This window comes from Streptomyces sp. DF42 (assembly GCF_058267695.1).
Genome location: NZ_CM177859.1, coordinates 1,495,653 through 1,514,858 on the forward strand (window position 1 = coordinate 1,495,653; position 19,206 = coordinate 1,514,858).

General features: G+C 69.2%; 16 protein-coding genes and 4 pseudogenes. 12 read left to right on the plus strand and 8 right to left on the minus strand.

Annotated elements, in window-relative coordinates; all coding sequences use genetic code 11:
• Positions 1–232: 232 nt before the first annotated feature.
• The 4 genes and pseudogenes from ACYUED_RS06720 to ACYUED_RS06735 form a co-directional block, all read right to left on the minus strand.
• The gene (locus tag ACYUED_RS06720; RefSeq protein ID WP_491291384.1) at positions 233–475 is read right to left on the minus strand and encodes a DUF8730 family Cys-rich protein; all 243 of its coding nucleotides are present in this window, start codon (positions 473–475) and stop codon (positions 233–235) included.
• Between the two features lie 200 nt (positions 476–675).
• Positions 676–1,092 carry a YeeE/YedE thiosulfate transporter family protein gene (locus tag ACYUED_RS06725; RefSeq protein ID WP_361319534.1) on the minus strand — a complete coding sequence of 139 codons (417 nt, stop codon included), beginning with the start codon at positions 1,090–1,092 and terminating at the stop codon, positions 676–678.
• On the minus strand, positions 1,092–1,751 hold the full coding sequence (locus ACYUED_RS06730; RefSeq protein WP_491291385.1) for a YeeE/YedE family protein: 660 nt from the start codon (positions 1,749–1,751) through the stop codon (positions 1,092–1,094). Before ACYUED_RS06730 ends, ACYUED_RS06725 begins: the two co-directional genes overlap by 1 nt.
• Before the next feature lie 692 nt (positions 1,752–2,443).
• Positions 2,444–3,140 (minus strand): annotated as a pseudogene (locus ACYUED_RS06735) (IS6 family transposase).
• Between the two features lie 1,468 nt (positions 3,141–4,608).
• Here ACYUED_RS06735 and ACYUED_RS06740 point away from each other — a divergent pair.
• From ACYUED_RS06740 to ACYUED_RS06750, 3 genes and pseudogenes are all read left to right on the plus strand, one after another.
• A complete protein-coding gene (locus ACYUED_RS06740; protein WP_491291386.1) occupies positions 4,609–5,505 on the plus strand; it encodes an amino acid--tRNA ligase-related protein in 897 nt (298 codons plus the stop codon).
• 19 nt (positions 5,506–5,524) lie between these two features.
• Positions 5,525–6,367, plus strand: coding sequence for a TauD/TfdA dioxygenase family protein (locus tag ACYUED_RS06745; RefSeq protein WP_491291387.1), 843 nt, complete (start codon positions 5,525–5,527; stop codon positions 6,365–6,367).
• Positions 6,368–6,811: 444 nt separating this feature from the next.
• A pseudogene (locus ACYUED_RS06750) lies at positions 6,812–7,465 on the plus strand (ATP-binding cassette domain-containing protein); the annotation flags it as partial.
• Here the strand turns inward: ACYUED_RS06750 and ACYUED_RS06755 are convergent.
• Both ACYUED_RS06755 and ACYUED_RS06760 read right to left on the minus strand, forming a co-directional pair.
• On the minus strand, positions 7,355–8,146 hold the full coding sequence (locus tag ACYUED_RS06755; RefSeq protein ID WP_491291388.1) for a terpene synthase family protein: 792 nt from the start codon (positions 8,144–8,146) through the stop codon (positions 7,355–7,357). The pseudogene ACYUED_RS06750 and the gene ACYUED_RS06755 sit on opposite strands and share 111 nt — an antisense overlap.
• Positions 8,147–8,361: 215 nt before the next feature.
• A complete protein-coding gene (locus ACYUED_RS06760) occupies positions 8,362–9,291 on the minus strand; it encodes a LysR family transcriptional regulator (protein ID WP_491291389.1) in 930 nt (309 codons plus the stop codon).
• Between the two features lie 150 nt (positions 9,292–9,441).
• On the opposite strand from ACYUED_RS06760, the gene ACYUED_RS06765 reads away from it, so the two are divergent.
• The 6 genes and pseudogenes from ACYUED_RS06765 to ACYUED_RS06790 all read left to right on the plus strand — a co-directional run.
• Entirely contained in the window at positions 9,442–10,209 is a 768-nt protein-coding gene (locus tag ACYUED_RS06765; protein ID WP_491294164.1) for an amino acid ABC transporter ATP-binding protein, read from the plus strand.
• A gap of 93 nt (positions 10,210–10,302) precedes the next feature.
• A complete protein-coding gene (locus ACYUED_RS06770; protein ID WP_491291390.1) occupies positions 10,303–11,277 on the plus strand; it encodes a glutamate ABC transporter substrate-binding protein in 975 nt (324 codons plus the stop codon).
• A 6-nt stretch (positions 11,278–11,283) separates the two neighbouring features.
• Positions 11,284–11,931 carry an amino acid ABC transporter permease gene (locus tag ACYUED_RS06775; protein WP_491291391.1) on the plus strand — a complete coding sequence of 216 codons (648 nt, stop codon included), beginning with the start codon at positions 11,284–11,286 and terminating at the stop codon, positions 11,929–11,931.
• A complete protein-coding gene (locus ACYUED_RS06780; RefSeq protein ID WP_491291392.1) occupies positions 11,928–12,968 on the plus strand; it encodes an amino acid ABC transporter permease in 1,041 nt (346 codons plus the stop codon). The genes ACYUED_RS06775 and ACYUED_RS06780 overlap by 4 nt, the downstream gene beginning before the upstream one ends.
• A gap of 416 nt (positions 12,969–13,384) precedes the next feature.
• Complete coding sequence (locus tag ACYUED_RS06785) at positions 13,385–14,137, plus strand: class II glutamine amidotransferase (RefSeq protein ID WP_491291393.1); 753 nt, start codon at positions 13,385–13,387, stop codon at positions 14,135–14,137.
• Positions 14,138–14,156: 19 nt separating this feature from the next.
• Positions 14,157–14,687: pseudogene (locus tag ACYUED_RS06790) on the plus strand (pyridoxal-phosphate dependent enzyme); the annotation flags it as partial.
• Between the two features lie 517 nt (positions 14,688–15,204).
• On the opposite strand, the gene ACYUED_RS06795 reads toward ACYUED_RS06790, so the two are convergent.
• Positions 15,205–16,092 (minus strand): SCO6745 family protein, encoded by an 888-nt coding sequence (locus ACYUED_RS06795; RefSeq protein ID WP_491291394.1) that lies wholly within the window; start codon positions 16,090–16,092, stop codon positions 15,205–15,207.
• 762 nt (positions 16,093–16,854) lie between these two features.
• On the opposite strand from ACYUED_RS06795, the pseudogene ACYUED_RS06800 reads away from it, so the two are divergent.
• Together ACYUED_RS06800 and ACYUED_RS06805 are read left to right on the plus strand one after the other, a co-directional pair.
• Positions 16,855–16,953: pseudogene (locus ACYUED_RS06800) on the plus strand (undecaprenyl-diphosphatase); the annotation flags it as partial.
• A gap of 219 nt (positions 16,954–17,172) precedes the next feature.
• Positions 17,173–17,352: a hypothetical protein gene (locus ACYUED_RS06805; RefSeq protein ID WP_491291395.1), complete on the plus strand. Its 180-nt coding sequence runs from the start codon at positions 17,173–17,175 to the stop codon at positions 17,350–17,352.
• A gap of 135 nt (positions 17,353–17,487) precedes the next feature.
• Here the strand turns inward: ACYUED_RS06805 and ACYUED_RS06810 are convergent, their stop codons facing one another.
• Positions 17,488–18,411, minus strand: a complete 924-nt coding sequence (locus ACYUED_RS06810; RefSeq protein ID WP_491291396.1) for an alpha/beta fold hydrolase — start codon at positions 18,409–18,411, stop codon at positions 17,488–17,490.
• Between the two features lie 136 nt (positions 18,412–18,547).
• Here ACYUED_RS06810 and ACYUED_RS06815 point away from each other — a divergent pair, with 136 nt between their 5' ends.
• The gene (locus ACYUED_RS06815) at positions 18,548–19,159 is read left to right on the plus strand and encodes a TetR/AcrR family transcriptional regulator (RefSeq protein WP_491294166.1); all 612 of its coding nucleotides are present in this window, start codon (positions 18,548–18,550) and stop codon (positions 19,157–19,159) included.
• The last annotated feature ends 47 nt before the right edge of the window (positions 19,160–19,206 follow it).

Here is a 19,206-nt window from a genome sequence, read left to right on the forward strand (position 1 = left end):
GCCGACCACACGACCCGTCCCGGCGCGGAATCCACTGAGGATGTTGTGCCGGTACTGCGCGGATGCTGTCATGCAGAGCGCCGATGACGTTCGTCGCGAGACGTGAGTGTCGGTTCTGACTCTACGCTCGGTGTCGCTCGGCACCCCGGTGTACTGAAGTCCGGGTTCTCGTGGCCCGACAACCAACACCTTGGACTCACGGGACTAATGCCAGCGTGCTCGGACGATCACCTCATGCCGGGCTTTTCATCCACTCGATGAGCCGGACCCACCGTCGCGACGACGACCCGCCGTATTGGGCTGGCGCCGATTCCGATCGAGTCGTCGCCTCCGCTGTGCGCACGCGCTCGCCTCCCGCAGGCTCACACATGCACCGCTGAGCGGTCGGCACATCCATGAGCACCTGTTCCACATGCCTCCCGCAACCCTCGTAGGTCAACTTTCGGCATGACCGGCAGACAGCACGTTGGCACACGATTATCTCCCCTGGTTCTTCGTTTGATATCGCGAGATTAACGCCCTTGCCCAACTAACTTGAGAATTTGCACAGTCTCCACCGGATCGGCCGCCGTGACCCCGGCGGCCGGTCCGGTGGTAGCCGTTGGGAACCACCGCTCGCCGGCCGCCACAGGTCTTGAGCAGTGCTCCATGGCTCGTGTTCGTAGGGGTGCTCGGTCACAGCCCGCAGGAGCCGCGGTCGAGGTGGAAGTACCGGGCGTTGGCCCAGCGGCACAACCGGATACCGACGATGACGCCGACGATGGTGATCAGGGCGGGCAGGTATCCGCTGGCGACCTGGATGATCGGGATGGCCGGGCACCCGCCTGAGATCGCCCAGCCCGTACCGAACAACACAGCGCCGGGGATCACGCCGGCGTGGATGCGCCCCGGGGTGCGGCGGACCCGCAGCAGAGCGAACGCGCACACGATGATCACCACAGCACCCGCGAAGGAGAGGAACATGCGCAGGTCCTGGAACGTGAACATGCGGTTCAACTCGGCGTAGTCTCCGAAGCCGATGTTGGTGACGGTGTAACCCAAGGCCAGTCCGGTGATGATGTTGGCCAGCAGAATCGCGCCCCGGGTGCGCATCAGATCACCTTCCACAGGAGGAACGACACCGCGACGGCGGTGCCGAAGAACACGGCGGTCGCGACGATGCTGACCGGGCGCAGCCGGCCGCAGCCGCTGAGTCCGTGGCCGGAGCTGCACCCACCGGCCAGCCGAGTGCCGAAGCCGACCAGCACACCTCCCACGAACAGCACAACGATCATGGTGGTCGAGTCCGCGGTGACCAGGTTCCGAAAAGCCGGGCCCATATCGTAGCGGAGGTGGAACCGCCCGGAGGTGACCGCGGCGATGAGCCCCCCGAGGAAGATCGACATCAGCAGGGCGGCCTCAGTGACCAGCGGGGCCGGGCGCAGGCTCGTGGCTGCCGGGCGCTCACTCACTGCCGATTCGGCCTCTGCTTCGAGTGGCTGCGAGTTCCCGTACGGAATCTGCTGCGGCACGGTGGACGCGCCGGTGCCGGTGCCGAAGTGCTCCGCTGTGGCCGCGGCAAGCGCCTCGGCGAGAGCCCCATCGTCGGTGAACTCCTCGTCCATCCGCTCCAGCCGGCGTTCGCGACGCCAGTGCAGCACGCGATCCCACGCTCCCGACACCCCGAGAGACCGGTCACCGACGAGCGTGTGGTTGATGGTGACCAGAGCGAGCCCGACAGCGCCCGCCCACCAAGGCCAGTAGGTACTCATGCGGGTCCTCTCATCCAGTCGGCGAAGCGAGTCCACCAGCCGCGCTTCGAGCTGGGCGCTTTCCGTGTGTGTCGAGCGAGGCCGTCCGAGGGGCGGGCAGCCTGCGGGGGCGGTGACGGCTGGTGATGCCAGACATCTGCCGGCTCCTCGAACTGGGCCGTGGCCCGTGGTGTCGCGATTCCAGGCGCTGGCTGTGACTGCTCATGTGTCCGGGCCGGGGCCGGCTGGGGCCACGACGCGGTCTGCGGTGCCCCCGGAGCGGGCCGTGTCGGCGGGGGCTGCCGGGCGCCGGATCGGTCCGTCTTGGCCGGGCTTTCGAGGTGTCTCGCGCGGGCTCCGTTGGGCAGCAGGCTGATCGGCACGCGCTCGCCGGTGAGTGACATCCTGTAGCGCGCACAGCCGAGCCATCGATCTGCGCTGTCGCAGTAGTATTCACGCCAACCTCGCAAGCTCGCCCTAAGCAGCGGGAAAAGGGGGCATTCTTCGGCGTGCGGGCAACTCACGTTGCTCCCTCCTGACTGGCTCTCCACCCGTTCGGGGAGAGCGATTGCCGTTCTCGGTTCCTGCCCTTGCTGTGCCCGGCCGGCGGTCTGAAGGGCAATGCGGTGACGGGCACTGTCACGTAGTCGGGTACGTGGCGGTCTGAGGTGTGTCGGGTAATCGGGTATGGCGGCCCGGTTCCGAGCCTGTGTTCAAGCCGTGGTGTGTCGGCTGACAGCATCTGCGGCCTGGTCCCAGATGGCGAAGCGAACGGGTCCTCTCGGCACGGTGGTCGAGTGTGGTCATCAGGTGCCGACGGGCCCCGAAGTGGGGTGGGTTGCCGCTGAGCGCGGACAGGAAACGTTGCGCTCCGCAGACGCTCGCAAGCCCTTCATCGCGCATTCGCGCCGCCTCGTGGGCTGGTGGGAGTTCGCCGCCCGGTTGTTCGGCCCCTTGTGGGATCGGTGCTCCACCGAGGGCACGCCTTCGGGATGGGCGGCACCGCACGTGTCTTTTCCACGAGCCTGGGGAAGAACCGTCTGGCCGCGGCCTTGTCCCGGCGGGCCTGCACGAGGATGTCCAGGACGTTGTCCTCCTGGTCGACGGCCCGCCACAGGTATTTCAGCTTCCTGTTGATCCTGATGAACACCTCGTCCGAATCCCACTTGTCACCAAGCCAGGACGCCTGCGGCGCAGCCCGTCGGCATAGCCCTGACCCAACTTGCGGCATCACCGCAGGACGGTCTCGCAGGAAATGATGACGCCCCACTGGAGCATCAGCTCCTCGACCTCGTGGCAGGACAGCGGGGAAGCGGAAGTACCGCCGCAAACAGGCGAGATCACCTCGACCGGGTACCGGTCTCCTTGTACGACAGCGACGTGCCCTCCACTGAGGATCCCCCTCACCATGCCCTCAACCTGAAGATCATCTCACCCTGCCAACCAACGTGACGGCACCCTGCATTGGTCACACCGATGCCATCTCTGGACGCCTCATGGTACGAGGGCCACCGGGTACACGCATGCGATGCTGCACTTAAGTGCACTTAGGGGACTTCCCCATTGCCTGTTCGTACTGAACCGCCCGGCACCGGCACCACCGCCAGCCTCGGCGCCCCGATCAAAATCGGCACCAGCTGGACCATCTACAACACCGTCGCAGGCACCGGCGATCTGACAGGTGGCGCCTCCCAGGAGACACGACCGGGACACCACAGGGACGCCGTTCATACTTTGCTGCGCCTCTTCTGGAAGGGCCCGGCTGGGCGCTTCCGCCGGAGGAGCGGCTGGTGGCGCGGGCCGCGAGTATCGCGGCGAAGTGGGTCATGCACCCCTCGGAGGTCTCGGCCGAGGAGGTCAAGGCCGCGCAGCGGGCCGCGATGACTCCCGCATCGATGCGGTGGAGGCCATCCGGGAGATCACCGTAGAGGTGCCGGGCCGCCAGGGCTTGCCGGGATTGCGGTCCGCAGGGGTCGGGCACCCGAGTGCCGCGTACGGCCCGGTGAGGCCGACAGCTCCGGCGTGCGCACCGCTCGGCTACTCATCCGATACCTCCTGGCTGCTCCGAAAGTTGGGTGGGTGTCGTGGTGCGGGGAGGTCGGCGCCGCCACGGGGCGACGTCGACCTCCCCGCCGGCTCCTACTGGTGCCGTGCGCCGGGCGGATGCACCGTCAGGAGCGCCCGCGCGGGCCATTGATCACCAAGAGGCGGCCGGTAATGGGGCCGGTCAGACCGCCGCGTCCGGGCGCTGGCCGGACTTCAGGGAGAGCGCGTCGGGACGGACACCGGCCTTGAGGACGCTCGCGTCGGGACGGACACCGACCTTCAGACCAGTGTTCATGGCTCCTCCTTCGGGCACAGCTCGCCCTGGATTCGAGACGATCGGGAGGGAATCAAGCGCGCGGAGGGCCGCGGGAGGTTCCCGGGGCATCCCGCACGCACGGCGTTCGGTCGTGGTTGCGCCCACACATGAGAGCTGGCGGAGCTGGCCGGCCCGCGGGTACGGACCGCGTCCTTCGCCAGAAACGGCCAAGGTGACCGCGGTGTTGACCGGGCGCCGGGACATCAAGCTAGGAGCGGTGCGCGGCCTCGGCAACGAGTTGAGACGTTGCACCGGTCGCGTGCCCGTTGCACCGCGCGCAGGAGGGTGTCGCACAGGTGTGGCACGCCCGACGGCGGTGACCTGGCCATGCAACACCCGCCAGGCACCGGACGCTCAACCTGGACTGGTCTTGGGCCTGTTGGCCGTGCTCCGGTGGGGTTCTGCTCGGTCCGGCGGCCGACTAGCGTGCCGCTGCCGGCGTCGCCGAGCGACCGGCCCTGACTCGCGTCATCGCGCCCCCTGCTCCTCGTATTCCTCCTACTCACGGAGTGCCGCGTGCCTGACGACCCGATCGCCCTCAAGTCGCAACTGCTCTTCGGCCTGCGCGACACCCTGCGCGCCGAGGGGTTTCTGGAGCTGCACACCCCGGTCGCCCGCCGGGCCGATCTGGGGCCGGGGCGGCGTGCACCGGTCGACCTGGACGGCGGCCGCTACCTGCGGGCGATGATCGGGCCTGCGCTGAGGATGAACCTGGAGTTCCATCCGAGGATCTTCGAGATCGGCCCCTGCTTCAGGCCCGAGAGGCCGGACGACCTGCACGGGTGCGAGTTCTCCATGCTCGACCTGTACGCCTCGGACGAGGACTTCGCCTTCCTGCTGGACCTGGCCGAGCAGTTGGTCGCGCCGCACCTTCCGTTCGAGCCGGTGAAGATCTCCCTCGCCGACTACATCCGCGACGTCTTCGCCATCGACCTGCGGCGCGAGCCGACCGGGGATCTGCCGCTGAAGATGGCCTCCCGCCTCGGGCTGAGCGCCGACACGCCGTTCAAGGTCGCCCTCGGCACGTTCATCGAGCGCGAGCTGGAGACGCAGGGCGCGGGCGCGACCGTGTTCCTCGTCGACTACCCGCTCGGCGGCGACGAGCCGTGCGCCCGCCTCACGCCCGGCACGGTTGCCCAGCTCAACCGGTTCGAGCTCATCGTCGACGGCATCGAGGTCGTCCACGGCTACGAGGACGAGCCCGACGGAGCCGCGTTCACTCGGCGCGCCAAGGAAGTTGACCTCTACGACGACGAGCAGCGCCTTGCCCGCGAGGCCGTCGACGCGGGCCGGGTGCCGGCCGCCAGCGTCGGACTGGGCATCGGCATCGAGCGGCTGTGCATGGCCGCGTCCGGGGTGAAGGACATCAGCCGCTTCCAGCAGTCCCCCCTGTTCCGACCCTCACCATCGTGACCGTCCGAAGGGACCCCGGATGCCTCTTCCACTCCGCCCGCTCGCCCATGGATTCGGCGCCGAGATCGGCGTCGACCTCGCCTCCACTGCCGCCCGGGTCTCCTCGGCGGAGCTGACGGATGCCCTGCACCGGCACCGGCTGCTGATCTTCCCGGGCCAGCACCTCAACCACGCCGACCTTCTCGCGGCCGCCGCGCTGTTCGGCACGGTGGACACCGACGTCGACCGCACCTACGCCGTCCCGGGCTTCCCCGGGATCACCACGATCAGCAACATCGTCGAGGACGGCACCCATGTGGGCATCTACGACGGGGACGACGAAGAGGAGTGGCACGCCGACGGCAGCTTCAAGCCGAACCTGACCCGGGCGACCCTCCTGTACTCCGTCATCACCCCCCAGGCCGGCGGCCAGACCCGGTTCGCCGACGGCACCCGTGCGTACGCGGACCTGCACGCCGAGCTCAAGCAGCGGATCGAGGGGCTACGCGCCGTGCACTCGATCCGGCATCTCGGTGACCTGCAGAATCAGGCCAGCGGCGGGCAGTCGTCCATCGCGGCCGGCAGCCTCACGGCCATGCCCGACGTCGAGCACCCGCTCGTCCTGACGCATCCGGCCACCGGGGCCCGCTCGCTGCTGCTCGGCAGCATGGTCATCAGCGGCATCGTCGGCATGGACCCGGGCGACAGCACCCGCCTGATCGCCGAGCTCCTTGAGCACACGACCAGTCCCCCGTACCTCCACGCTCACCAGTGGCAGCAGGACGACCTCGTCATCTGGGACAACCAGGCCACCTTGCACACCGCTTCGCCGTGCGACAGCTCCCACCACCACCGGCTGCTGTACCGCGCCGCGATCCGATAGCCGAAGACCTCGCGTTCTCTCCGCTGACTGGCCCACGGCGAGAACGAGGGATGCCCCCCGTAGCCGGCCCTAGGGTTTGCCCATGACCGTGAAGGTTCCCCTGAAAGAGACCGCCCTCAACGCCGAGCGCATCGCCCGCATCGGCCGCGAAGTCCACGCGGTCTGCCCCGAGTTCGACGCCGACAGCTTCGTGACGTCGGTGATGGCCGACCTTCCCCGGCTGGAACTGAGCGCCCGGATCGCCCGCACCAGCGAAGGCCTGCATGCCCACCTTCCGGTCACCGGTCCTGATGCACTCGACATCCTGCTGCGCTCGCTCCCGCCGACGCCCAAGGCGGCCGGCGTGACCAACGACTTCGGCCTACACCTCTACTCGCCCCACTCCGAATACGTCTCCCGTTACCTGCGAACCGCCGAGCACCTGGACCAGGCGCTCGCCGCCCGTCGGTCACCCACCGCTACGCGGGCAAGGACCACGACGCCCTGTCCGATGTCTCGCTCACCGTACGCCGCGGCGAGGTCACCGCCCTCGTCGGTTTCAACGGCTCGGGGAAGTCGACCTTGTCCAAGCTGATCTGCGGGCTGCTTCTGCCCACGCCGATCGGGCAGGTGCTGTGGGACGGGGTGCCTATCAGCGAGGCCGATCCGCAGGCCCTGTGGCAGCACGTGGCCCTGGTGCCATAGGACTACGCGCACTGGCCGTTGACGGTGCGCGAGAACGTGGACCTGGGGCAGCCCACGGCCCGCGGCGACGCGGCGGTACGGGAGGCGTGCGAGGCCGCCGGAGCCGACGAGGTCGTCGACGAACTCGGCACCGGCCTGGACACGCTCCTGGCCCGCGAGTGGCTCAACGGCGAAGAGCTCAGCGGTGGTCAATGGCAGCGAATCGCTCTGGCCAGGGCGTTCTTCCGTCCTGCCGGACTCCTGGTACTCGACGAGCCGACCGCGAACCTCGATCCCCGAGCCGAGTCCCGGATCTTCCAGCGGCTACGGGATCTCGCCCGTGACCGGGCGATGCTGCTGGTGACCCACCGCATCACCGTGGTGGGTGAGCACGTTGATGATGTTCTGGTCGTTGCCCGGGGTGCGCTGTTCCAGTGGGTAGGAGAGCAGGTCGTTGTCGATGGAGACGATGAATCCCGCCATCTCGCTCATCGCGCGGATCCGTGGTGTGTCGATCAGGCCGGCGGGTAGCGAATGCCCGGTGACCATTTCCACCGCGGCCAGGCCGACGGCTGCGGCGCTGCCCGGCAGCCGGTGCATGAGGTACTCGTCGATGTCCGGCATGCGGCCTTGTTCGGAGAGGGCCACCTGGTGCATCACTTCGAGCAGCCAGCTGTGCTGTTCCTCGTACCAGCGCCGGAACTGGGTCGGCGTGCCGTATTCGGCGAAGGCGAGGGCGCACTGGCGGGCGGCCTCCAGCAGAGGGGTCGGCTGGGGAGCCTGGTGGGGTCTGGCGATCAGGCGGGCGAGGGGGGCGGCCAGGCGGACGTAGTCCGCGGTGCGCCTGCTGGCTGGGCCTTCGTCGGAGTGGGCATCAACCGCCCAGAACCAGTAGAACCAGTTGGCGAACCACTGAAGGCGTTCGGGCAGGCCGTTGGGGAGGATGTAGCCGCAGAAGACCGCCGCGTTGGTGTCGGCCAGGTCCTGGCGCTGTTTCGGGGACGGGGCGAGCCCGACTGCGACGATCCATGCGAGGGAGCCCTGCTCGATGGCGCCCGGCACGACACCCGAAAAGCTTCGTCGCGCTCGAAGGAGCAGACCATCTCCTGACCGCACGAGGACAAGCGCAGCGAGCCGCCCACATCATCAGCGCCTGGGCCGACCAGTACATCCACGGGTCACGGCCCAGAGGAAAGCCATCTACTTGACGGCGAAACGCCGGGAGGAAACCGGCCGAGCCCCGTGACCCGGCCGGTCTGGCCGGAGCGACGTCGCACATCCTGTTCCTCGCGGTTGCTTCGTCCGCCTTCTTGTCTGATCGGCGACGAGCTTCAGCCCTTCTGCAGCCACGCGTCCGAGAGGTCGTTCTGGGCGAGCCGGGCCGCGCGGCGGATCTCTCGCAGGACGCCGGCGACCGCCGGGACGCCCGCCATGTCGGGCCAGAGCAGGGCGTACGTATGGCGCAGTGGCCAGTCGCTCAGGGGGCGGTGGACCAGTTGCGGATGGAGGTGGCCGCGGAGCGCCACCTCGCTCATCATGCTGATGCCGAGGCCGGCGGCGACGAGAGCCTGGATGGTGTGCGTGTCGTCGATGGTGGCGCTGATCCGTGGCTGGAAGCCCAAATTCGTGCAGGCCGCCTCGAAACGGTCCCGGAAGGACTCCATCACCCAGTCGTGATCGGCGAGTTCCGCCAGGCCGATGGCGGGTCGGTCGGCCAGAGGGTGGTCGTGGCGCATGACGACGCAGCGGCGGTCGGTCATCAGCGGCACCCGCAGCATCACCGACTCGCCCTCGGGAACTTCCTCGTTGGCCCAGTTGCACAGCAGACCGAGGTCGGCCTCACCTGACCTGATCAGGCTGCGCGCCTCGACCGGCTCGGCCTGGATGACGGTGATGTGTACGTCAGGCTGGTGCTGCCGCAGCCTCCTGACGACCTCGGGCAGGAGGGCGACGCAGCCGCTTTGGAAGGACACCAGACGGACCAGGCCCCCGCCGCGGGCGACCAGGGCGGCGATGTCCTGGTCGGCGGCCCGGAGTACCGAGAAGATGGTGTCCGCGTGCCGTACCAGGGCCTCCCCGGTCTGGGTCAGCCGCAGACCTCGGCCGGCCCGGGTCACCAGCGGGGCGCCCACCGACTGCTGCAGCCGTCGCATCTGGTAGCTGACTGCGGGCTGGGTGTAGCCGAGCGACGCCGCGGCGGCTGTGTAGGAACCGGTGCGGGCCATCTCCGCCAAAACCTCCAGCTGGCGTATGTCCAACATCCTCGGAGTATAAAGGATCTTAATGGGTCGGCGAAAGTATCTTCGTTGGACATCACACTCCGGCGTTGGATCCAATGGGAAGCGCACCACGGATTACCTCGGATCTCCCACTTCACAGGAGTCGACGTGCGTACATTCGCCGAGCCCGGCTTGGGCTCGCGTCCCCATTCCGGTGAATCTCGGCCGCCGCTGGTGCGCATAGCCGGCGTCAACAAGCATTTCGGCGACACCCCGGTACTCCACGATGTCAGTATGGACATCGCGGCCGGAGAGGTCGTCGTGGTCATCGGCCCGTCAGGTTCCGGTAAGTCAACGCTGTGCCGGTGCATTAACCGGCTCGAGACCATCAGTTCGGGTACGATCACGATCGACGGCGTGCCGCTGCCGACCGAGGGCCGCGCACTCGCCCGGCTGCGCGCCGACGCGGGCATGGTCTTCCAGTCCTTCAACCTCTTCGCGCACCTGACCGTCCTGCGGAACATCGTCCTGGGACCAGTCAGGGTGCGCGGCCTGTCCCGTGCGGAGGCCGAGGACCGCGGACGCCGACTGCTGGCCCGAGTGGGGCTCGCCGACAAGGCAGACGCCTATCCGGCGCAGCTGTCCGGCGGCCAGCAGCAGCGCGTGGCGATCGCCCGGGCGCTGGCCATGGACCCGAAGGTGCTGCTCTTCGACGAGCCCACTTCGGCGCTCGATCCGGAGATGATCCAGGAAGTGCTGGACGTTCTGGTCGAGTTGGCGGCCGAGGGCATGACCATGGTCGTCGTCACCCACGAGATGGCCTTCGCCCGGCAGGCCGCCGATCGCGTGGTCTTCATGGACAGCGGCCGGATTGTGGAAATCGCCACCCCGGCCGACTTCTTCGCGTCCCCGCAGACCGAGCGTGCTGCCGACTTCCTGTCGAAGATCCTGCATCACTGACCGTCACTGGCCATCACTTGGTCGTCACTGATATCACCCTGCAATTCTCCGATTTCTATGCCCGAGCGTCATCCTTCTTGCCCAGGAGAAGCCATGCCCCGTACCAGAACCGGCTCCAACGGCCCGCGCGGCCGGGCCGCCACCCTCGCATGCCTCGCCACCGTCACGTCCCTCGCCCTGGCCGGCTGCTCCGGCGGCTCGTCCGGCTCCGCCGCCGTGCCCGGCGCCCCCGCCGCCCAGACCTCCGGCGCGGCTGCTTCCGGCACCACGCCCATCGACCAGTTGGTGGCCGCCGAACAGCCCGCCGCCGTCTCGCTGCGGCCGAACGGCTCCACCGCTGCCAAGATCAAGGCCGCGGGCGTCCTCACCGTAGGCGGCACTCAGACCGCCGCTCTGTTCTCCCTGCTCAACCCCACCACCGGCAAGGTCGACGGTTTCGACTCGGCCATGTCCCGGCTGCTCGCCAAGTACATCGTCGGCAAGGACTCGACGAAGCTGGTCAACGTTACCGCCGCCACCCGCGAGGCGCTGCTCAAGAACCACTCCGTGGACGCCGTCTTCGCCACCTACACCATCACTCCCGAGCGCGAGAAGGTCGTCGCCTTCGCAGGCCCGTACTACGAGGACGGCCTCGCCATCCAGGTCAAGAAGACCGAGACCGGAATCAGCTCCCTGAAGGACCTCGCGGGCAAGACCGTGGTCACCGAGTCCGGCTCCACCGCTGCCACGGTCATCAAGAACGCCGCGCCCTCTGCCAAGGTCCAGTTGTTCGACACCAACACCGAGTGCCTGCAGGCCCTCCAGCAGGGTCGCGCCGACGCGTACGTCCTCGACCAGGGCCTGCTGGCCGGCAACGCCTCGACGAACCCGGACGTCAAGGTACTGGCCGGCACTTTCAGCAAGGAGCCATACGGCATCGGACTGCCGCTGGACAAGCCCGACTTCAAGGTCTTCGTCAACAACTGGCTGAAGAAGATCGAGGCCGACGGCACCTGGACCAAGGTGTGGCAGGCCACCGTGGGTACCGAGGTGCCGGGCCCCGCCCCGACGCCGCCGGCCGTCGGCTGAGTCGCCATGGGCGTCATCACCTCCCACCTCGGCGTGTTCGGCGACGGGCTGCTGGCCTCGGTCGAACTGAGCTGCAGCACCTTCGCCATCGCGGGTGTGCTCGGCCTGCTGCTGGCCTGCTGCCGGATCGGCCCGGTGGTCCCGCTGCGGGTGTTCGGCTGGGCGTACGTCTCCACGCTGCGTAGCGTCCCGCTACTGGTCCTGCTGACGCTGTTCGTGTTCGGGCTGCCGGAGATCGGCCTGGTCTACTCGCTGTTCTGGACCGCGGTGACGGCGATGAGCCTGTACTGGGCCGCGTTCTTCTGCGAGGTCATCAGGTCGGGTGTACGGGCGGTGCCGGTCGGCCAGATCGAGGCGGGCCGTGCCCTCGGCCTCACCTTCGGGCAGACCCTGCGGCTGGTCGTACTCCCGCAGGCGGCCCGGTCCGTGATCCAGCCGCTGGCGTCGCTGCTGATCGCGGTGACCCTCAACTCCTCGCTGGCGGCGGCCGTCGGCGTCACCCAGGAGCTGACCGGGCAGACCCAACTGCTCGACCAGCAGTATGCCCAGCCGCTGGTCACCTTCGGCGCCGCCGCGCTGTGCTATGTGACCCTGACCCTCGTCATCGGCCGCCTGGCGGGCGGGCTAGAGCGTCGGCTGGTGGTGCTGCGATGAGTACGACGAGGCGCACCGCCGAAGCCCGTACCGCCGTGGTCGGCCAGGAGCCCGGCGCGGACGGCACTGGGCCGGACGCGATGGACCGGACGGAGAGCGTCCCCACGGGGGGCACGGCCGCGGAGAAGGCGACCACGGGGAACAGCGCCCCGCCCGGGCCACCGGCCCGGCCGGCTCTCCGCTCGTGGGCAGCCCGGCTGGTCGCCCGCGCGGATGCCGGCGGCTCGCTCTTCGACCCGCCCGGTCCCCGGGGCCGGGCCCGGATCAGGGCCGCCACCGCCCTGTCCCTGCTCGTTCTCGTCCTCCTGCTGTGGGCCGCCGGGCGCCAGTTCGCCGCACACGGCCAGCTCGACGCCGCGAAGTGGCGGCTGTTCGCCGAGCCCGCCGTCCTCCGCTATCTCCTCACCGGCCTGTGGGCCACCGTCCGCGTCACCCTTGTCAGCGCCGCCCTGGCGCTGCCGCTCGGCTCTCTGCTCGCGCTCGGCCGCCTGTCCCTCAACCGTCTCGTACGATGGCCGGCCGCAGCGTACGTCGAGGTCATGCGGGCCGTGCCGCTGCTGCTGCTGATCTACGCCTTCCTGCTCGGCCTGCCGAGCACCGGGGTCCGGATGCCGCTGTTCTGGCAGCTGGTGTGCCCGATCGTCCTCACCAACGCGGCTGTCTTTGCAGAGATCTCCCGCGCCGGAGTACGAGCGCTGCCCCGTGGCCAGACCGAGGCGGCGTACGCTCTCGGGCTGCGGTACTGGCAGGCCATGCGTCTGGTCGTACTGCCCCAGGCCGTCCGCCAGACGGCCCCCTCGCTGGTCGGCCAGTTGGTGCGGCTGCTGAAGGACAGCACGCTCGGGTACGTCGTGAGCTTCCTCGAACTGCTCAACTCCGCGAAGGTGCTGGGCGAGTACAACCACACCGTCCTCCAGGGCTATCTGGTCGTGGCGCTGGTGTACGTCCTACTCAACAGCGCCCTGGCAGGTGCCGCCTGGCAGGTGGAGCGGCGCGTCGGGCGAGCACCGGGGCGACGCCGCACCGAGCCAAGCTGAGCGGGCGGGGCCCTGAAAGCCCGGCCCACCGGCCCCGCGGACGACCGGCGTCCCGGGGCGGCGGCTCACACCGGCCCCGGCCCGCTGGGCCGGCGCGACCCGCACCAATGGTCGCCGGAGCCCCTCGGCCGGCCACCGGCAGGCGCACCTGGGCGGGGCGCGCGGCGCGGGCGGACCCGATCGGGCGGCCGGTCGCCGGTGTGCCGAGGCCGTGCGGCGTCGTCCGAACGCGCCGTGGCCGGAGCCCCGGGGCACCACCCGTGCCAGTGGGCACCCACGCGTCCCCGCGGTGGCCGCCACCGCGGCCCGCGCCACCGAGTACCCGAGCGGTCATGCCGCCGAGCCCAGCCTGCGCCTTCCACCTGGGTCCCCGCCTGCCTGCTCTCCCAGCCCTCCACACAGAAACGAGCCCCACCATGTGCCGACTGCTGGGCGTTGTCGCCCGCGAGCCCGTTCCGCTGAAAGAGTCCCTCGCCGATGACATCCTCCCGTTCCTCGCCATGGCCGGCGAGCACTGCGACGGCTGGGGCATCGCGTCCGTCACACCGGACGCCACCATCGCGACCGTCAAGGAACCCGTGCGGGCCGACACGAGTGACCGCTTCGAGGGTATGGTCCGCGAACTGACCACCGACGCCGCTCTGTTGCACCTGCGGATGGCGAGCCCGCAGTTCGCGGTCGTCCAGGAGAACACCCACCCTTTCGGCGATCACCGGATCGCCTTCGCGCACAACGGGGACTTCAGCCCGGCCCACTGCCTCGATCCGTTGATCGGCGACGAACTGCTGACCACCGCCGAGGGCAACACCGACAGCGAGCGCTTCTACCTCGGGATCCGGCTGCACATCAACGACGGCATGGAGCCCCCGAAGGCGATGGCGGCAGCCGCCGCGGACGTACGGGCCCTGGCCACGAGTTTCGCCAGCCTCAACTGCCTGCTGCTCACGCCGGACGCGCTCTACGCCTACACCTCGCACGACCCGCGCTCCGACGTCATTCAAAGGCGTGGGAAGGGCTACTTCGCGTTGAGCTACCGCACCGATGCCGACGCGGTGGTCATCGCCTCCACCGGCTGGTCGCAGAACCCGCCGATCTGGTCCGTCATCCCGGAGGGCCACGTGCTGGAGGTCCGCCGCGGCGATCTGGCCACGGTGGTGCACTGTGCCTGAGACTTCCGCGCTCGCGCTCATGGCGCCGACGATCGACGTGGACCGGTCGGACCCGGCGTACCGCCACTGGCTCCACGAGGCGGTGTCCAAGGTCCGGGCCGACGCCAATCGGTCCGCCGACACCCATCCGCTGCGCTTCCCATTGCCGGAGACCTGGGACGTCGACCTCTACCTGAAGGACGAGTCAACCCATCCCACCGGCAGCCTCAAACACCGGCTGGCGCGTTCCCTCTTCCTGTACGGGCTGTGCAACGGCCTCATGCGGCCCGACCGCCCGGTGATCGAGGCGTCCAGCGGCTCGACCGCCGTGTCCGAAGCGTACTTCGCCGCGCTGATCGGCGTCCCGTTCGTCGCGGTGATCCCGACGACGACCAGCAGGGAGAAACGGCGGCTGATCGAGTTCCATGGTGGCAGATGCCACCTGGTCGACGACCCGGCGTCGGTCCGCGAGGCCGCCGCCGCCCTCGCCGCCGCGACCGGCGGCCACTTCGTTGACCAGTTCACGTACGCCGAGCGGGCCACCGACTGGCGGGGCAACAATAACATCGCCTGTCCGTCTTCCGGTAACTGGGGCGGGGCTGGTTCGTGACGGGCCGAGCCGCAGGTTCCGGTTGTCGCTGCGCGAGGTGCTCGCCTCTGGCCGGGCCAGGTCATCGCGACCGGGCCGGGCCGGAATCGGACGACGACCGCGAGACGGCCTCGGTGCTGCTCGCTCAGCTCAGCGATGAGGAGCAATACGCCTCGGGCTGCCCGCCCCGGCCCCGCATCCAGGCCGGCACCGGCAACAGCGGCCGCACCACGGCTCACTCCGCGTCCGTCATGTCCGACGGATACAGCCGAACACGTGCCGGGCGATCGGCCGCGACTCCGAACCGGTGGGCGACACAATCACACGCCGGTGCGGCCGAGTTGAACGCCAGGATGTTCGAGTGCCAGGCTGTGACATCTACTGGCTGCCGGGCAAGCACCTCGGCTGGTTCGAGGGTCGTCGAGATGGGCCGCTGCCGAGAATTCCCGACCTCGCTCTCTTCTCTCATGCGCTCTCTTCTCTCATGCGCTCTCTTCTCTCATGCGCTCTCTTCGCTGAGGCGGTCGACTGCCCAGGGCAGGAGCTCCTTGGCCACCGCAAGGCTGAACGGCCTCACTAGTGAACGAAGTTCGGCGCAGGCGGAAGGGCCGAGCGTGATGTAAGGGAGGGCCGCCAGTCTGTCGGTGGTGTGCTCGATCTCCGCCCTGCGCCGCGTACCGTCCTCGGTCAAGGTCAGGTGGGGTCCATCGTCGAGCCATCCGCGCTCACGCAGGTTCTGTACGGCCTGCCCCCACTGCTCCGGCGTCCATGCCCGCGAGTCGCGCAGCACCTCTGCGCCGATGTCGCCTGTGGCGGCGTGCGTGACGAGAGCCTCGAGCCCGCTCAGTCCGGCAGCCAGTAGTGCCGCCACGTGGCCGTCGCCACGGAACTCCCGCAGCAGAGTCTGCGCGTGCCAGAGCACGAGGTGGGGTGCGCTCGGCCACGGCAGTGCGGCGTGCGCGGCGAAGAGGGGGCGGCCTTGCGGATGGCGCACGGCTACTTCAGCAGCGGTACGGGCCAGTTCCGCTGCGCGGGCCAGCGCCGGTGAGGAGATGTCCGCGCCGAGGACGCGGCGGAGCGTGGCGTCGATCCCGGCGAGCCGGGCGGCGGCGAACTGCTGCGGCGTGGCGGCCTCCCATGCCGCGGGGATGGCTCGGCGCACCAGTTGGGGATTGAAGTTGTAGAACGTGGCGATGACCAGATCCGCCGGAGCGTCGCCGAGTGCGGCGGAGCGGGACGCGAAGTACCCCGTCCTGGCGTCCACGCCCAACTCGGCGTACTGGCCTGTGGATTCGGGCGAGAAGTAGACGGCCCCGTGGTAGGGCTCAAGGGTTCTCCAGGTCTGGCGTGCGAGGGCCAGGCTGTCGCGGTCCGTGTTCTGCGTCATGAGGGGGTGGCCGTCCTGTGGCGGATGAAGCGTTTCTGTTCATCGAGCACGTGACGGTGTGTGAGGCATACCCATTCGTACCGTCTAGTCGGTACGTTATCGGAGAGCGGCTCCGGGGGCTACCGCCCTGCAACCAGTTCTCTCCTGACCGAGGGGCGAATCCATCCGTGGTACGCGACCGCGTTGGTGCGAGCCCTGGCAGTGCTGACGCACCATCAGGTGGCTCGGTGACCGATGGTCTCCCCGCAATGATCAACGTGATGAGCTGGATGAGCTGCACGAGCACACCAACGACTCATCACACGTCGTCGGCCAGAACTAACCGAGGCGGATTGCTACGTCTCACCACCAGTCAGACGTAGCGCCGTTCCGGCAGAGGCGCTGCCCAGTTCAGCCGTGATCGCGGATCGTCGAGCCTCTTCAGAAGCGTTGTCGGTGGCAGCTGGTACACCCCGGGGACATGAGCGATGGACCCGCACCGGGGCCCGGAGGGCTCCTCCCCAGCCCGTGACGGGGGGGATGCTGACGCGGCAAAGCGCCCGTCGCCAACTTGTCCGCTACCGGCCTGGGCAGCCAACTGCCCAGCGCCGCCCCTATCAGGGATGCGGTCGTGCGCAGCAGGTTCAGGGCATTGGGGTCAGAGCGGCTTCGCTGGGCCGGCCATGCGGTAGCCGCTGGCCCCCTCCACGGTGCCGGCGATGAGCAGCCGCACCGGCACGCCGCCGAACGCGGAGGACAAGGCCTGGTTGAGGCGTTGGATGTATGCCGTTCGTCTGGCACCGCATCGCGCTCGGCATCGTCATCATCGTCCTGGTCGCGGCGGGCGCGCTGAGCCCGCACGCGGCGGAGTCGGCGGGCTGACCCACCGCCACCCGCCCGCCCTCCGTGACGACCTGACAGCTCACGCCGCTGGGCAGCGACCTGGCCGCGGCGACGGGACCGATCCCGGACCGGTCCCAGCCGCAGGCCGAACAGCGGCTGTGGGCACGCGCGTTGCCACGAAAATCCGTGACCAATCACATAGGTCCTGGGTAGCCGTCCGGCAGCGCAGTGTCAGTGCCTGCCCCTAGGCTTGTGCGCATGTCCCCGGATTCCTTATCGCCTGGTTCCGTGCGCTCTGCCGCCGAGGTCAACGAGCAGATCCGTGCACTGTGGATGCGCGCTGGCGGCTCCCTGTCGGCCCAGGAGCGCGCGGAGTACGAGCTCCTGGTGGTCGAGTGGGCGGCCGCGATCCGGGACGACGTCATCGAGGCGGCCTGACGGCGGCTTGAAGACGGCTTGAAGACGAGGGTCCCGCGACGCTCGCCGTGGGGCACCTCGCATGCGTCCCGCGTATGAAGGAATCCACGCCCCCAGCCCCAGGCCCGGCCGCCATCAGGCATCAGGCATCAGGCATCAGGCAATCCCCTCCATGAAGGCCACCATCCGCCGATTGACCTCGTCCGCATGATCGATCTGCGGTCCGTGGCCCGTGTTCGAGATGATCTCGGCCCCGGCGCCGGGCACGAGGCGCGGTACGCGCTCCACCTGGCGCCGCGGGTGCACCAGAAGGCTTCGTTTGCCGAGGATCAGGTGGAGCGGGGTGCGGACGGTGGAGAGTTCGGCGTCGGAGAGCGGGAGTGGGGCCGGGCGTCGTATGCGGTAGGCGCGGACGCTCAGGCGGATCATCGTCCGCAACTCCGGCACGATCAGGACCGGTTGTTCCAGCAGACGGGCCAGTCGGGGGCGCAGCGCCTTCGGAGCGAACGTCGCGAACAGGCTGACGAAGATCCAGACGAAGAAGCGCAGACCGACCTTCTCCAGGCCGCCGGGGTCGAGCAGAGTGACCGAGGCGAGCCGTTCGGGCCTGCGGTGGGCCTGGTTCAGGGCGAGCCAGCCGCCGTACGAGGAACCGACGAGGTGGACACGGTCGAGGCCGAGGCCGGCGAGCGTCTCGTCGAGCCACTGCGCGGCAAGTTCCGGCTGGTGAATGGCCTCGCGCTGCACGCTGCGGCCCGGGTCGCCGGGGGTGTCGATCGCGTAGACGGGGCGTTCGGCGCTGAGCGCGGCGGTGTTCGGGTACCACATCGCTGAGCAGCTGCCGGCGCCGTGCAGCAGGACGACCGGGGTACGGGACTCGCCCGCCGGGTCGGTGGGGCCGTAGCGGTAGACGTGTGTGGTGCCGAAGCCGGTCTCCACGTCCGTCTCGGCCACCGCCTGCGCACCCATGGCGTACACGGCGTCACATGCGGCGAAGTAGCGGTCGCGCCGCTCGTCGTCCACGTACCGCCCGACATCGGGACGGGCACGCTCTCGGTCTCGGGTCGTGGTCTCGGGCACGGATGGCCACCTCCAGAAGCGATCACCTGTTCGTGATACGACCGTACCATTTATTTGGTACGGATGTACCATGACAGTCGACGTAGGCGGCCCGGCTGCAGGGCTGCTCAGTTGCACCGAGGGCGAGGCAGGGACCATGCCGAAGCGTGTGGATCACGCACAACGACGGACCGAGATCGCGGACGCGCTCATCCGGGTCGCCGGGCGGCGCGGGCTGCACGCCGCGGGGATGCGCGACGTGGCGGCCGAGGCGGATGTGTCGCTACGGCTGGTGCAGTACTACTTCGAGACCAAGGAGAAGCTGCTGCTCTTCGGTCTTCAGCTGCTGGCGGAGAGGTTCGGGGAGCGGGTCGCGGCCCGGGTCGCGGCGGCGGCGGACAGGCCGGGCCCACGCGCGGTCGCGGAGGCGCTGCTGATGGCGGCGTTGCCTGCCGACGAGGAGAGCCGCACCTTCCATTTCCTCTACACCTCGTACACCGTGCTGGCCGTGACGGACGAGGCGCTTGCCGCCCAGCCCTTCATCAGAAACCCCGATGCCGCCGAGCAGACCCTGACCTCGCTCCTGCGGCAGGCCGGCGAAGCGGGGCTCCTGTACCCCGGTGCGGACGCGCGGCTGGAGGCGGTCAGCCTGCTCGCCATGTCCGCGGGGCTCGGCACGAGCGTCCTCGTCGGCCAGCGCAGCCCGGAGGCGGCCGCCGAGGTGCTGCACCACCATCTGGACCGGATCTTCCAGGGTGCGGCCGGCTGAGCGCTCGCCACCGTTCGTGACTCACCATTCGTGACTCAGCCGTCCGC

Coding starts and splice junctions, on each gene's coding strand:
- ACYUED_RS06725 (WP_361319534.1), bottom strand. CDS start 1,092: ATGCGCACCCGGGGCGCGATTCTGCTGGCCAACATCATCACCGGACTG.
- ACYUED_RS06730 (WP_491291385.1), bottom strand. CDS start 1,751: ATGAGTACCTACTGGCCTTGGTGGGCGGGCGCTGTCGGGCTCGCTCTG.
- ACYUED_RS06745 (WP_491291387.1), top strand. CDS start 5,525: ATGCCTCTTCCACTCCGCCCGCTCGCCCATGGATTCGGCGCCGAGATC.
- ACYUED_RS06760 (WP_491291389.1), bottom strand. CDS start 9,291: ATGTTGGACATACGCCAGCTGGAGGTTTTGGCGGAGATGGCCCGCACC.
- ACYUED_RS06770 (WP_491291390.1), top strand. CDS start 10,303: ATGCCCCGTACCAGAACCGGCTCCAACGGCCCGCGCGGCCGGGCCGCC.
- ACYUED_RS06775 (WP_491291391.1), top strand. CDS start 11,284: ATGGGCGTCATCACCTCCCACCTCGGCGTGTTCGGCGACGGGCTGCTG.
- ACYUED_RS06780 (WP_491291392.1), top strand. CDS start 11,928: ATGAGTACGACGAGGCGCACCGCCGAAGCCCGTACCGCCGTGGTCGGC.
- ACYUED_RS06785 (WP_491291393.1), top strand. CDS start 13,385: ATGTGCCGACTGCTGGGCGTTGTCGCCCGCGAGCCCGTTCCGCTGAAA.
- ACYUED_RS06795 (WP_491291394.1), bottom strand. CDS start 16,092: ATGACGCAGAACACGGACCGCGACAGCCTGGCCCTCGCACGCCAGACC.
- ACYUED_RS06805 (WP_491291395.1), top strand. CDS start 17,173: ATGTCCCCGGATTCCTTATCGCCTGGTTCCGTGCGCTCTGCCGCCGAG.
- ACYUED_RS06815 (WP_491294166.1), top strand. CDS start 18,548: ATGCCGAAGCGTGTGGATCACGCACAACGACGGACCGAGATCGCGGAC.